12 protein-coding genes and 1 pseudogene are annotated in these 13,173 nt (G+C 73.1%); 6 read left to right on the forward strand and 7 right to left on the reverse strand.

Annotated features, from left to right (window positions below; translation table 11 throughout):
* Both ABEA87_RS40940 and ABEA87_RS40945 read right to left on the reverse strand, forming a co-directional pair.
* Nucleotides 1-1,450: amylo-alpha-1,6-glucosidase (locus ABEA87_RS40940; protein ID WP_345639171.1), on the reverse strand; the 1,450-nt coding region annotated here is incomplete at its 3' end.
* Nucleotides 1,447-1,824, reverse strand: coding sequence for an SCP2 sterol-binding domain-containing protein (locus ABEA87_RS40945; RefSeq protein ID WP_345639172.1), 378 nt, complete (start codon nt 1,822-1,824; stop codon nt 1,447-1,449). The genes ABEA87_RS40945 and ABEA87_RS40940, both read right to left, overlap by 4 nt.
* A gap of 778 nt (nt 1,825-2,602) precedes the next feature.
* Between ABEA87_RS40945 and ABEA87_RS40950 the strand changes: the two genes are divergently transcribed.
* The 5 genes and pseudogenes from ABEA87_RS40950 (at nt 2,603) to ABEA87_RS40970 (ending at nt 7,689) form a co-directional block, all read left to right on the forward strand.
* On the forward strand, nt 2,603-2,953 hold the full coding sequence (locus tag ABEA87_RS40950) for a PASTA domain-containing protein (RefSeq protein ID WP_345639173.1): 351 nt from the start codon (nt 2,603-2,605) through the stop codon (nt 2,951-2,953).
* 46 nt (nt 2,954-2,999) lie between these two features.
* Nucleotides 3,000-3,620 (forward strand): annotated as a pseudogene (locus tag ABEA87_RS40955) (phosphoribosyltransferase); the annotation flags it as partial.
* Nucleotides 3,621-3,776: 156 nt separating this feature from the next.
* A complete protein-coding gene (locus tag ABEA87_RS40960; RefSeq protein ID WP_425571044.1) occupies nt 3,777-4,427 on the forward strand; it encodes a dienelactone hydrolase family protein in 651 nt (216 codons plus the stop codon).
* Nucleotides 4,428-4,742: 315 nt separating this feature from the next.
* The gene (locus tag ABEA87_RS40965) at nt 4,743-7,085 is read left to right on the forward strand and encodes a heavy metal translocating P-type ATPase (protein WP_345639174.1); all 2,343 of its coding nucleotides are present in this window, start codon (nt 4,743-4,745) and stop codon (nt 7,083-7,085) included.
* A 109-nt stretch (nt 7,086-7,194) separates the two neighbouring features.
* Nucleotides 7,195-7,689, forward strand: coding sequence for a type II toxin-antitoxin system PemK/MazF family toxin (locus ABEA87_RS40970; RefSeq protein ID WP_425571043.1), 495 nt, complete (start codon nt 7,195-7,197; stop codon nt 7,687-7,689).
* A gap of 64 nt (nt 7,690-7,753) precedes the next feature.
* On the opposite strand, the gene ABEA87_RS40975 is transcribed toward ABEA87_RS40970, so the two are convergent.
* The 4 genes from ABEA87_RS40975 to ABEA87_RS40990 all read right to left on the reverse strand — a co-directional run bounded on the left by ABEA87_RS40975 (nt 7,754) and on the right by ABEA87_RS40990 (nt 11,370).
* On the reverse strand, nt 7,754-8,653 hold the full coding sequence (locus ABEA87_RS40975; RefSeq protein WP_345639176.1) for a phytanoyl-CoA dioxygenase family protein: 900 nt from the start codon (nt 8,651-8,653) through the stop codon (nt 7,754-7,756).
* A gap of 21 nt (nt 8,654-8,674) precedes the next feature.
* On the reverse strand, nt 8,675-9,496 hold the full coding sequence (locus ABEA87_RS40980; protein WP_345639177.1) for an SAM-dependent methyltransferase: 822 nt from the start codon (nt 9,494-9,496) through the stop codon (nt 8,675-8,677).
* Nucleotides 9,493-10,656 (reverse strand): epoxide hydrolase family protein, encoded by a 1,164-nt coding sequence (locus ABEA87_RS40985; RefSeq protein ID WP_345639178.1) that lies wholly within the window; start codon nt 10,654-10,656, stop codon nt 9,493-9,495. The genes ABEA87_RS40980 and ABEA87_RS40985 overlap by 4 nt, the downstream gene beginning before the upstream one ends.
* Nucleotides 10,657-10,917: 261 nt before the next feature.
* Nucleotides 10,918-11,370, reverse strand: a complete 453-nt coding sequence (locus tag ABEA87_RS40990; RefSeq protein WP_345639179.1) for a rhodanese-like domain-containing protein — start codon at nt 11,368-11,370, stop codon at nt 10,918-10,920.
* Between the two features lie 71 nt (nt 11,371-11,441).
* On the opposite strand from ABEA87_RS40990, the gene ABEA87_RS40995 reads away from it, so the two are divergent.
* Nucleotides 11,442-12,416 (forward strand): helix-turn-helix domain-containing protein, encoded by a 975-nt coding sequence (locus tag ABEA87_RS40995; RefSeq protein WP_345639180.1) that lies wholly within the window; start codon nt 11,442-11,444, stop codon nt 12,414-12,416.
* Here the strand turns inward: ABEA87_RS40995 and ABEA87_RS41000 are convergent.
* A complete protein-coding gene (locus ABEA87_RS41000; protein ID WP_345639181.1) occupies nt 12,409-12,942 on the reverse strand; it encodes a TetR/AcrR family transcriptional regulator in 534 nt (177 codons plus the stop codon). The two genes, ABEA87_RS40995 and ABEA87_RS41000, sit on opposite strands and share 8 nt — an antisense overlap.
* Between the last annotated feature and the right edge of the window lie 231 nt (nt 12,943-13,173).

Below are 13,173 nucleotides of genomic sequence, written 5' to 3' on the forward strand. Positions count from 1 at the left end.
GCTTCAACTCCGCCGCCTGCGCCTCAAGCCGATCCGCCAACCCCGGATCGTTCCAGAACTCCCGCGCCAACCGCGCCGCCCGCCGCTTCGCGTCATACGCATACCCCTGAAGCTCACACGTCGCCCGGGGGGCCGGTGGGATCCGGCCGTCCCGGTACGAAATCGAGTCGGGGCTCTCCTTCCAGCACTGGTTCTCCAGCCCGGTCTGCTCGTTGCGCCGCCGGTAGTAGACGTACCCGTTGCCCATCAGGTCGGCGTAGCTGTCGATCCAGTCCAGCGCGGTCCGGACCTCGGGCTCCATGTACCGCACCGTGCTCGAGTCGCCGGTCCACCGCTCGTACTCGTCCAGCAGGACCACGAACAGCGCAGGCAGGTCGGCCGCGCCGAAGTACGGCGAGTGTGGCCGCTCCTCGAACGCCGTCAACTCCCCGTACCGGAACTCCCGCAGGATCTTGCCCGGCTCCTCCTCCCGGAAGTCGTCCAACCTGACCCCCTGGCCCGAGCCCAGCACCTGGATCGTGAAGGCGGCCAGGTCGGGCGCGAACGGCAGCGCCTGCAGGCTGGTGAAGATGCTGTCCCGACCGAACAGGCTCATGAACCAGGGCAGCCCGGCCGCCGGCATCTGGATCCTCGGATCGGTCAGCGGCGTGAACCGCAGCGCGGCCAGGTCAATCAGGCTGCGCCGGTAGGTGGAGACCAGCAGGTCCCAGTCGCTGTCCAGCCGCGGAGCCCGGTCCAGCCACTCGTCCAGATCCTGCTGCAGCTCCGCCTTGCTGCGGGGGCGGCCGGTGCCCAGGCTGTCCCGGATGTCGCGCCCGTCGCCGCCGAATATCGTCGGATGCACCCGCAGGTCGGTCGACCAGCTCTGCTGCGGCCCGATGTCCACGCTCCAGAACAGCCCCCGCTCGTCGACCTCCGCCGGCTGAGAGGAGGAGATGGCCACCTCGCGGTGCCACCGCTCCCGGCGGTACACGTAGCGCAGCACGCCGTCCTCAACCCGGATCTCGCGGTCGCGCTGACGCACCGATCCCGCCTTCACCTCGAACAGGTCGGCGAAGTCACAGTCGACCTCGATCCGCAGCTCGACGCGCGCCGCGGTCCGGTCATGGTTGAACACGGTCAGCTTCTCGTTCAGGCCGGCGACGATCTCGCGCTGCCGGATGACCGAGATGGTGGAGTCGATGTAGTGCGTCGGCCCACCCGGTACGAGGAAGAAGCGGGTCTCGTAGTACTGCAGGTCGTCCACTGACAGCGCCTGCAGCCGTTCCTGGCCGACCGTGAGCACCCACATCGACAGGAACCGGGTGTCGAAGGAGAACATCCCGGTCGCGGTGGCCGTCGACTCCTCGATGTCGCCGTTGGCGTCGCTGACGGCGAACGTGTTGCCGTCCAGGATCCGGACGAAAGCGTCGCTCGTGCGCCCGGTCTCACCTCGCTCGCCCGTGCTCATGAGCGCCGTCCGGCGTGTGGCACCAGGTCGCGGGGATCGTGCCCGCCGGGCGGCCCGGGCAGCATCCGCTCTATCACCAGCAGCAGACGGAACGAGCCAACGACGGTCACCTGGTTGCGCAGGAACGCCGCCAGCGGCCGCACCTCGCCGCGGGCGAGCAGGTCGAACGTGGCGCGGTCGCCGTCGATGACGCAGTCCGTGGGGCCCTCGTCGTGGGACACCCTGATGTCACCCTTGTCGACCGAGACGAGCCAGCGGTGCAACCCCTCATCGTCGTGCAGGTCGAAGCGGACCGCTCCGGAGTACTGGCCGAGTTGGCCGATGTGACCGACCCGACCGAGGCCTTCGAAGAACTCCACGGTCGCGTTCGGCATCCTGACCCCTCCTCCCGGTGCGGACCCGTCCAGCGGCGCCGGCCGCCGCACCACCCGCGCGGTAGCGTGGCGCGGGTCGGGCGGCGGTGGCCCGACGGCGGTGGCCCGACGGCGTGGGCCGGGGTGCCGGTGGCCCGACCGGGTGGGTCGGGCGGCGCCGGTGTCGAGGGTGCCCCGCACTCCGGTGGCCGGTCATCACCCGGAGAGGATGAGCTTCACCGCCGTGCCCTGCCCGCGACCGGCAGGGTCCGCGACCGGCGGTGCCCGCGACCGTCAGGGTCCGCGACCGGCGGTGCCCGCGACCGGCAGGGTCCGCGACCGGCAGGGTCCGCGACCGGCAGGGTCCGCGACCGTGTCCGACCGACGGGCGTGCGTTGAGAGCCGGCGTGCGCGTCGTTCAGGCGCTGGGGCTGTGCTGGTGGCTGGTCGCGCCGGTCAGGACCAGGCGCGCCCGGAGTCCGTCGGTGCGGTCGTGCGCGCCGGACCCCGGGCGAACCCCCGCGCGCACAGGCGCTCCGACCGGGCCCCGTTCGCGACCCGAGGCGCCGTCGAGGCCCCGATGTCCGGTCTCGCGCCCAACGTCCCGCGAGAGTCGTGTGTGCGCCGACGCTACCCGTTGTCCTCGAGGCGGGGCGCGGCATCTCAACCAGGGCAGGGGATTCCGGCCGGATTCGGGCCGTGCGTGCTGCCCGGACTGCAATCATGAGGGCGTCGCCACCCGGCGAACCGGGCCGTCGCGGAACACCGCCGGCGCGGAAGGCACAGAAGGTGATCCGGCATGCCGCCAGTCAAGCGGCGACTGCTCGTCCTCGCCGCCGCGGCCAGTCTGGTCGTGACCGGTACGGGCTGCGTCGCCCAAGGGGAGCAGCGCGACCCGCCGCCCCCGCGACGTTCGGCGTCCCCGACCCCGACCCGGATCGCCATTCCCAACGTGGTGGGACAGAACGCGTCCACCGCACTGGACACTCTCAGAGGGCTCGGCTTCAGCAACGTGGATCTGAACACCGTCGACGGGCACATCATCGTGCTCATCCCCGAGCACTGGACCGTGCAGACCCAGACTCCGCCGCCCGGGCAGATCCGGCAGCCCCGGACGAAGATCGTGCTCGGCTGCGCCAAGAACCCCTGACCCGCGCGCCCCGTGCGCCGCACAGCCGTGAAACGAGGTGACGACGATGACCTTCGCCGACCGCGTCGATGCCGGCGCGCAACTGGCGCGGCGACTGGAGCACCTGCGCGGGCAGGACATCGCGGTGCTCGGGCTGTCGCGTGGCGGCGTGCCGGTCGCGGCGGAGGTGGCCCGGGCGCTGTCCGCGCCCCTGGACGTCGTGGTGGTCCGCAAGCTGGGCACGCCCGGCCAGCCCGAGCTGGCCATGGGCGCGATCGGCGAGGACGGCGTGCGGGTGGTCGACGACGACGTGCTGAGCCGGGCCGCGCCGAGCGCCGAGGACCTGGCCGAGGTCGAGGGCACCGAACGGGTCAACCTCGACCGGCAGCGGACCCAGCTGCGCGCGGGGCGCCAGGCGCTGCGGGTCACCGGCCGCACCGCCGTGGTGGTCGACGACGGCGTGGCCACCGGTGCCAGCGCCCGCGCCGCGTGCCGGGTGGCGCGGGTACGCGGGGCCGTGTGCGTGGTGCTGGCGGTGCCGGTCGTCGCCACCCAGGTACTGCCGGTGCTGCGGGAGGTCGCCGACGAGGTGGTGTGCGTGACGGCTTCGGACACGCTGTCCTCGATCGGCGCGTGGTACGAGGACTTCGAACAGATCAGCGACGACCAGGTGACGGACCTGTTGAGCCGAGGCGGCGACGGGGGTTCACGGCCGCCGGCGAACGCCGGGGCGAGCGCGGGCTCCGCCGCGGCGCCGGCGAGCGCCCCCGACGTTGCCGGGAAGGCGGGGTACGGCAAGTCCGGTGAGCCGGCCGGCGGGAGTGGCGGTACCGGTGCGGCCACCCTGCACCACGCGGCCGACCTGGACGCCGAGGTAACCGTGTCGACCGGCACCGTGCAGCTGCCCGGTCGGCTGACCGTACCGTCCGGCGCCACCGGCGTCGTGGTGTTCGCGCACGGCAGCGGCAGCGGCCGTAACAGTCCACGCAACACGTTCGTGGCGACCCTGCTCAACGACGCGGGCCTGGGCACCCTGCTGCTCGATCTGCTCACCCCGGGCGAGGAGACCAACCGGGAGAACGTGTTCAACATCGACCTGCTCGCCGGCCGGCTCGGCGAGACGGTCGAGTGGCTGCGCGGCCAGCCGGTCGGGGGCGACGCCGCGGTCGGACTGTTCGGGGCCAGCACCGGCGCGGCGGCGGCGCTGACGGCGGCGGCGGTGCCCGGCTCGCGCATCGGCGCCGTGGTCTCCCGTGGTGGCCGCCCCGATCTGGCCGACGGGAACCTGGCCGGAGTTCACGCGCCGACGCTGCTGATCGTGGGCGGGCAGGACACCACCGTGCTCGGCCTGAACCGCGAGGCGCAGGCCCAACTGCGCGGGCCCAGCCGGCTCGACGTGGTGCCCGGTGCCACCCATCTGTTCGAGGAACCCGGCGCGCTGCCGCGGGTCGCCGAGCTGGCCCGTGACTGGTTCGCCGAGTACCTGCGCGGGTAGCGGGCCATGGTGTCGTCGCCATCCGGACGTGGCCCCGAGCACCGGCGCGCCTGCCGGGCCCGCCGCCGGACCCGCCGGCCCGGGCGCGGGGGGAACGCCACGCGCCGGCTCGCGGGGCGCGAGAACCCGCGGCTCGGTGACGGCCGGCGCGCGGACAACCAACGGACATCCGGTCGGGCGGCGGTTTCCGCCCGGTCGGCGAACAGCGGCGGCGGCCAGCGGGCGCGCGGGGATGGCGTCCCGCGCGGACAGTCACCGGCGCGGGCGAGCACGAACCGAGGGGGCGGTGTGATGGCAAGGGTTAACGAGCGTCTGATGGCGGGGGTCAACGACGAGGCCCGCTGGCATGGGCTGTGGTGGGAGTGGGCGTTGCTGACCGGGATCACCGCGGCCATCATCGCGGGGGCCGGGTTCCAACTGGCCGACCACACGGGCTCCGCCCACATCTCGTGGATCGTCGCGACCGCGGCCGGGCTGCTGCCCGCCGTGGCCTGGCTGGCCGTGTCGCTGATGCGCCGCAAGATCGGGGTGGACGTGATAGCGGTGCTGGCGCTGGCCGGCACCCTGGGCGTGGGCCAGTACCTGGCCGGTGCCCTGGTGGCGCTGCTGCTGATGCTCGGTGCCGCGCTGGAGTCGTACGCGCGGGGCTGGGCCAGCGGCGACCTGCGGGCCCTGCTCAACCGGGCGCCCCGCGTCGCGCGCCGGGTCGCCGACGACGGCAACGAGGAGATGGTCGACCTCGACACGGTGCGCCCGGACGAGCGGCTGATGGTGTACCACGCCGAGATCGTGCCGGTGGACGGCTACGCCGAGGATTCGGCGGTGCTGGACGAGTTCGCGGTGACCGGCGAGCGGGAGCCGGTCGAGCGGGCGCCGGGGGAGCGGGTGGCCAGCGGGGCGATCAACGCCGGTGCGCCGTTCACCATGCGTACCACGACGACCGCCGCGCAGAGCACCTACGCCAGCATCGTGCGGCTGGCACGGGAGGCGACCAGCCAGCGGGCGCCCACCGTGCGCCTGGCCGACCGGTACGCCATCGTGTTCGTGCCGTTCACCCTCCTGCTGGCCGGCCTGGGCTGGGCGATCGCCGGGGACTTCGTACGGGCCGTCGCGGTGCTCGTGGTGGCCACGCCCGGGCCGCTGATCCTGGCCGCGCCGATCGCCGTGGTGTGCGGCCTGTCCCGGTCGGCCCGGCGCGGGCTCATGCTGCGCGACGGCAGCGTGCTGGAGCGGCTGGGGAGGATCGGCACGGTGCTGGTGGACAAGCGCGGGACGCTGAGCCTCGGCCGGCCCAAGGTGACCGAGATGGTCAGCGCCCCCGGCATCGACGCCGACGACGCGCTGCGCCTGGCCGCCTCGGTCGAACAGCTCTCCCAGCACGTGCTCGCCGGTGCGGTGGTGGGCGAGGCGGCCCGCCGCGGCCTGTCTCTGTCCACGCCCGAGGACGTGCGCGAGGAGGACGGCCGCGGCATCGGCGGCCGGGTCGACGGTCACGCGGTCTGGGTCGGGCAGCTGGACGGTGACCTGGAGCCGTGGGCGGCACAGGAACGCAGCCGGGCCGAGCTGGACGGTGCCGCGGTGGTCTGGGTGAGCCTGGACGACAGGCCGGCCGGCGCCCTGCTGGTGCAGGACCCGGTGCGCTCGGACGCGCGGCGCAACGTGCGGCGGCTGCGGGAGGCCGGCCTGGCCCGGCTGGTGGTGGTCAGCGGCGACCGGCCGCAGGTCGCCGAGGAGATGACCCGGATGCTCGGCGCCGACGACTTCATCGCCCAGTGCGACCCGGAGGAGAAGGCCGAGCGGGTACGGGCCGAGTCGCAGCACGCGGTGACCGCGATGGTCGGCGACGGCGTGCGGGACGGCGGGGCGCTGTGCGCCGCGCACGTGGGGGTCGCGCTCGGCGCCACCGGGGCGAGCGCCGCGGCCGAGGCGGCGGACGCGGTGCTGACCGTGGACCGGCTCGACCGGTTGGGTGACGGTGTGGAGATCTCCCAGCACGTTCGGCGGGTCGGCATGTTCACCGCGGCCGGCGGGATGTGCCTGGTCCTGGCCGCCATGGCGATCGCCATGACCGGGCTGCTGGTACCGGTGGCCGGCGCCCTGGTCCGGGAGGGCATCGAGGTGGCGGTCATCGGGGGCGCCCTGAGCGCGCTGACCGGCGGGCTGCGCCACCGGCGCCTGCCCACCAGCACCGACGAGCTGATCGACCAGTTCACCGTCGAGCACGAGAGGCTGCGCGATGCCCTGATCCGGCTGCGCAGCACCGCCGACCTGGTGGCCATGGAGCACGACGGGTCGGTGTGCGTCGACGCGCTGCGCGACGCCCACCACCGGCTGCGCCGCCAGATCCTCAGCCACGACGAGGCCGAGGAGCGCCGGCTGTACCCGATGCTCACCGATCCGGCCGGCGGCCCCGAGGCCACCGCGACGATGACCCGGGCGCACACCGAGATCCGGCGGCTGGTGGACCGGGTGGACGGGCACCTGTGCCTGACGTCCGACTCCCGGCTGGACGCCGAGCAGGTACCCGACCTGCTGGCCACCCTCTACGGGCTGGACGCGATCCTGCGCCTGCACTTCGCCGAGGAAGAGGAGAACCTGTTCTCCCTGACCTCGGCGAGCAATCCGATCGCCGCCGAGCCGGTGCCGCAGGCCCAGTAGCGCACCGGCGGCGTCTCGCCGGGCCGACCCGGGCCGACCCGGCGGCGGTGATGGTCGCGCGGTGTGGGCCCGGTCCGTGCCCGCGCCGCGCGGCGAATACAGTGCACGGGTGGTAAATCTCCTCAAAGGCGTAGCGGCCACGCTCCGCCGGACCCCGGGCCGTGCCGCCACCCAGGCCGGCGCCGCCCAGCCGAACGCCGCCGTGCTCGCGCGCCGGCGCCAGGTCGCCGCGCTGCGGCGCCGCCGCCTGTCGTACGCGCCCGAACTCGACGGTCAGGCCGACCCCGGCGAGATCGTATGGACCTGGGTGCCCTACGAGGAAGACCCGCACCAGGGCAAGGACCGCCCGGTGCTGGTGGTCGGGCGGGAGAGCCGCACTCTGTTCGGGCTGATGCTGTCCAGCCAGTCGGAGCGCGACGGCCAACCGCACTGGCTCGCCCTCGGGCCGGGCGAGTGGGACCAGGGCCACCGGCCGAGCTGGATCCGCCTGAACCGGGTGCTCACCATGCGCGAGGACAGCATCCGGCGGGAGGGCGCCGTGCTGGACCTGGCCCGCTTCGACCGGGTGGCCCAGGTGCTGCGCGCGAGGTACGGCTGGGCCTGAGTGCGGCTGGGCCTGACCGCCACCCCGCGCGCGCCACGGTCCCGGAGGCCGGCGCGGCACCCGGTCAGCCGTCGCTGCGGCGCGCGGCGGCGAGCCGCCGCGCTTCGGCCTCCGCACGGGCCCGCTCGTCGCGCACCCGCTGCGGCACGACCTCCTGCCGTGGCGCGGTTGGGCTGAAGTCCAGCCGGTCGACGCCCAGGCCACGCAGGACCGCCCGTTCCACGAGGGAGAAGTCCGCCGGGTCGGGCCGGTCGAACCGCATCGGCCGCCGCAGCGCCAGCGGCGGGTTGGTGATCATCCGGGCGACGCCGAGGACATTCTGCGACACGGCGTGCAGCGTGTACGGGTGCAGCAACACCACGTCGCCGGCCTCGCCGGTCATCTCCACGAAGTCGTGGCACCGCCCGACGAGGTCATCGAAGTCGAACTCGTCGGGCAGCACACCCTCCGGGTGCTCCCGCAGGAAGCGCGCCACCACCGGTACCGAGTCGGCGGCGACGAACGTGCCGCCGCCCCGGTGTCGCATGTCGGTCCACAGCACGAACGTCAGCAGGCCCTGCTCGGGCGAGTCCAGGAAGTGCCGGAAGAAGTCGCCGTCCTTGTGCCACCCGCCCACGTCGGCCGACGGCGGCTGCCAGGGCCGGTCGTCGCCGACACCCAGGTTGGCGATCAGGGAGTCGGCCCACTCCCACGGCAGCCGCATGCGGTCCTGGCCGCCCAGCAACTCGCGGGCGGCGTGCCAGGCCGCCGGCGCGAATTCGCGGGCGTCGACCGAGGACCGTGGGGCCAGGTGGATGCGCTTCTCCGCCCAGCCGGACGGGTCGTCGGGGTCGTACCCGAAGCGGATCCAGGCGGTGTCCAGCCACTCGCGGGCCGCCTCGGCGGTGAAGCATCCCCTGATGGTGACGAACCCGCGCCGCAGGAAGTGCTCCACCTGTTCGTCGGTCAGGTACTCGAATGGCATTCCGGCTCCTTCCAACGCGGATCACGGTTTGCGGGCGACGGCCCCGTACTGCGGCACCGGATCGGGGAGCCGGCCGTCCTCGCCGGACCCGGCTCGCCACCGTGAGCACGACACCAGCCCCGGCTCCATGACGTCGAGGCCGGCGAGGAAGCCGGCGAGTTCCGCCCCGGTGCGGGTGCGGATCGGTGGGTCCGCGTTCCGGTTCCAGAACGTCATGGCCTCGGCGTTCGACTCGCCGCCGAGCTCGGTGGTGGGGTGCGTCAAGGCCAGGTAGCTGCCGGCCGGCACGGCGTCGACGAGCCGCCGGACGATGGCGTCGGCCTGCGCCGCGTCCGTCACGAAATTCAGCACGCCGAGCATCATGACCGCGACCGGCCGGGTGAAGTCGAGCGTCCGCGCGGCGGCCGCGAGGACCGCGTCGGGGTCGCGGACGTCGGCGTCGAGGTAGTCGGTGGCTTTTCGCGGGCCCTCGGCCAGCAACGCGCGGGCGTGCGCGAGCACGAGGGGATCGTTGTCGACGTAGACGACGCGGCTGCCGGGCGCGATCGCCCGGGCGACCTGGTGGGTGTTGTTCGCCGCCGGGAGGCCGGAGCCCAGGTCGAGGAACTGGTCGATGCCCGCCTCGCCGGCCAGGAACCGCACGGCCCGGAGCAGGAACTGGCGGCTGGCGCGGGCGACCTCGCCGATGACCGGGAACAGCCGGCGCACCCGGTCGCCGACCTGCCGGTCGACCGCGAAATTGTCGGTGCCGCCGAGCCAGTAGTCCCAGACCCGGGCGTTGTGGGCCACGCTGGTGTCGATGGGTGGCCGTGAATCGTATGCCGGCACGCTGACTCCTGTCATCGCCTCACCATGCCAAAGAAGGTACGCAGCTCCCGGACGAAGGCGTCGGGTCGTTCCAGGGCAGGGAAGTGGCCGCCACGGTCCAGCACGTTCCAGTACCGGATGTCAATGTAGCGCTTGGCCGCCCACCGACGCGAGGGGCGCGGAACGTCCCTGGGGAAGATGGAGCACCCGGTGGGCACGGCCACAGTGTCCACAGTGGAGGAGGTGAACCACTCCGACACCTGAGCGAAGCTCTCCCAGTACAGCCGGGCGGATGAGGCGCCGGCGGCGGGCAACCAGTAGAGCATCACGACGTCCAGCAGTTCGTCGGGGCTCATCACGGCCGTGAGGTCACCGTCGTGGTCGGTCCACGTCCAGTACTTCTCGGCGATCCACGCGCACAGGGCGGCGGGCGAGTCGACCAGGCCGTACCCGATGGTCTGCGGCCGGGTGGACTGCTGCGCCGCGTACCCGGACCCGTCGCGCTGCTCTTCCGCGAGCATCGCCAGGCTCTCCCGTTCGAAGTCGGTGAGGTCGTCGAGGGTGGCCGGGTCGGGTGCCGCGATCGGCGGGACCGGGTGAATGCCCACCACATGCTCGGCATCCCGCTGCCCGATGGCGGTGGTGACGCTGTTGCCCCAGTCGCTGCCGTGGGCGCCGTACCGGTCGTACCCGAGTCGGGCGGCCAGGCGGGCCCAGGCTTCGGCGATGCGCCCCACATCCCAACCGGCGCCGGTCGGCTTGTCGCTGAACCCGTACCCCGGCAGGGTGGGCAGCACGAGATGGAACGCGTCGGCCGGATCGCCACCGTACGCGGTCGGGTCGGTCAGCGGGCCGATCACCTTCGTGTACTCCGCCAGCGAGCCGGGCCAACCGTTCGTCACGATCAGCGGAAGTGCCTCGGGGTGCGGGGAGCGCACGTGCGCGAAGTGGATGCCGAGCCCGTCGATGACGGTGCGGTACTGGGGCAGCGCGTTCAGCCGCGTCTCGGTGGCCCGCCAGTCATACTCTTCGGCCCAGTAGCGGCACAGCTTCCGCAGGTATGCCAGCGGTACCCCCTGGGACCAGTCGGGCACCGTCTCCGGCTCCGGCCATCGGGTGGCGGCCAGCCGCCGTCGCAGCTCGGTCAGCTCGGTCTCGGGAACCTCGATCCGGTACGGAACGATCCCGTCATCCATCGTGCTGTCTCCCTCCTCGCGAGCGGCCCGACGGCAACGCGGCCCGACTGCAACGCGGCCCGACGGTGGCGTGGCCCGACGGTGGCGCGGCCCGACGGTGGTGCGGCCCGACGGTGGTGCGGCCGACGGTGGCGTGGCCTGAGGTCGGCCCGGTCGGGGCGGCCGGCGCCGCGCACGCCTCGCCTGTCATCGTTGCACCTCTGTTCGCGATCGGCTGGGAACGATCGTCTGGAGGGGATCGGCTGCGGGCGATCGGCTGCCTCAGCAGTCGCAGGAGGTCCCGATCGCGGTGAGGTCGTCCACCGGTCGGCGCCGCGTGCCGCCGGCGGTCCGCACGGGAAAGCCCTCCCGGACCCAGTACTCGTAGCCGCCGAGCATCTCCTTGACCGGGAATCCCAGCGCGGCGAAGGCGAGGGCGGCGCGGGTGGCGCCGTTGCAGCCGGGACCCCAGCAGTAGGTGACCACGACCGCCCCGGCGGGAATCACCTGTCCGGCGCGGGCCGGGATCTCAGCGGTTGGCAGGTGGACGGCTCCGGGCAGATGCCCGCGTTCCCAGGCCAGGGTGCCGCGGGTATCCACCACTACCAGGCCGTCCACGGCGGCCTCCAGGTCGGCGTGGACATCGCTGACGTCTGTCTTGAAACGCAGGCGGGCGGCGAAGTGGGCGGCGGCCCGTTCGGGCGGCGCGGGCGGAACGGCAAGCACGTTCGACATGGAGAACATCCTCGGGTGGCGCGTGGCGGGCGGCCAGTGGCGCCAACGCCGCGCTCCGCTAAGATCCCGCCATGCTCCAGGTCGCCCGGCGCGGGCCCACCGTGTCGGTGCTCGCCTATGAAGGGATGTCGGTCTTCGAGATCGGCATCGTCACCGAGGTGTTCGGCCTGCCCCGGCCGGAGTTCGACGTGCCGTGGTATGAACTGAGCGTCTGCGCCGAGCGGCCCGGACCGGTCCGAGTCATCGGCGGCGCCAGCCTGAGTACGCCGCACGGTCTGGAGACCTTCGCCGCGGCGCAGACGGTCATCGTGGCCGGCGTGTCCGACGTGGGCGCCGACCCGTCACCGGAGTTGGTCGCCGCGCTGCGCCGCGCCCACCGGCGGGGCGCCCGCATCATGTCGATCTGCTCGGGCGCCTTCGCTCTCGCCGGGGCCGGGCTGCTGGACGGGCGCCCGGCCACCACCCACTGGCGCTACGCCGAACGGTTCCGCCACCGCCATCCCGCCGTCGACCTGGACCCCGACGTGCTGTACATCGACGACGGCACCGTGCTCACCAGCGCCGGCAGCGCCGCCGGGCTCGACCTGTGCCTGCACGTCGTGCGGCGCGACTACGGTGCCGCGATTGCCAATGCCGTCGCCCGGCGCCTGGTTATCCAGCCGCACCGCGACGGCGGGCAGGCGCAGTTCATCGAGGCGCCGATGGTCGAGGACCCGTCCGACGACCGGGTCGCCGCGAGCATGGCCTGGGCCCTCGCGCACCTGGCCGAGACCATCACCGTCGACACTCTCGCCGGCCGGGCGCACCTGTCCGCGCGCAGCTACCTGCGCCACTTCGCCCGCGCCACCGGCACGACCCCCATCCGCTGGCTCATCGGCCAGCGGATCCAGGCCAGTCTCGCGTTGCTCGAAACGACCGGCACCCCAATCGAGAAGATTGCCGAGGTGGTGGGGTTCGATACCGCCGTCACCTACCGCCACCACTTCGCCCAACGCATGCGCACCTCGCCATCGGCGTACCGTCGGGCGTTCCACGCGGTCACGTGACCGGGTTCCGGGCGCGCAGACCGTCGAGCAGAACCTCGAACATGCGCTGTCGCTGCTGGGCGGAGGCGAAATTCACCGCCGCCGCGCCGATGAGGCAGCGCAGGACATCGTCGATGTCGACGTCGGCGCGCACGACCCCGGCCTGCTGCGCCCTGGTGAGCAGGGCGCCACCGGCCTCGGCCAGCGCCCGCGCGCACGCCAGGTGGATCTCCGAGTCGCGGTTGATGGCCGCGGAGACGGCTCGCCTGGTGGTGACGTAGTCGACGAAGCGCTGCAGCCAGCTCGTCACCGACTGCCACGGGCGGAGCATGGCGGCATTCACCGCGTAGGCGCACACCGCCTCGACCTCGTAGAGGTAGACGTTCTCGATGAGGCTGTCCCGCGTCGGGAAGTTGCGGTACAGGGTGGCGATCCCGACCCCTGCCCGGCGGGCGACTTCGTCGAGTGCGACGTCGGTGTAGTTGCGTGCGGCGTCGGCGCGATGCGGCCGCGGGGCGCGGAGCCCCTCGAGCTGCGCGAGGGTCATCGGATGGTGCTCCCAAGGGTTTGAGCTGTTCGCAAACCGGTCTTCCGGTCCAGCAGGCCCGGTGACCGGTACGGCCGGAGCCATCGACCGTCGCGCGGGGCCGGATATTGACGGTGCTTCCTCTAAGGGTTACGTTAATCGCCACCAAACATCGACTGTTGTCTCTGCTGTCGCCCGGCGCGCATGGCGTTCGCTCAGCGTCGAACCGCGTCGGGCGCGCGCCGCCCGATC

Source organism: Rugosimonospora acidiphila (genome assembly GCF_039543385.1).
GTDB classification, from domain to species: domain Bacteria; phylum Actinomycetota; class Actinomycetes; order Mycobacteriales; family Micromonosporaceae; genus Rugosimonospora; species Rugosimonospora acidiphila.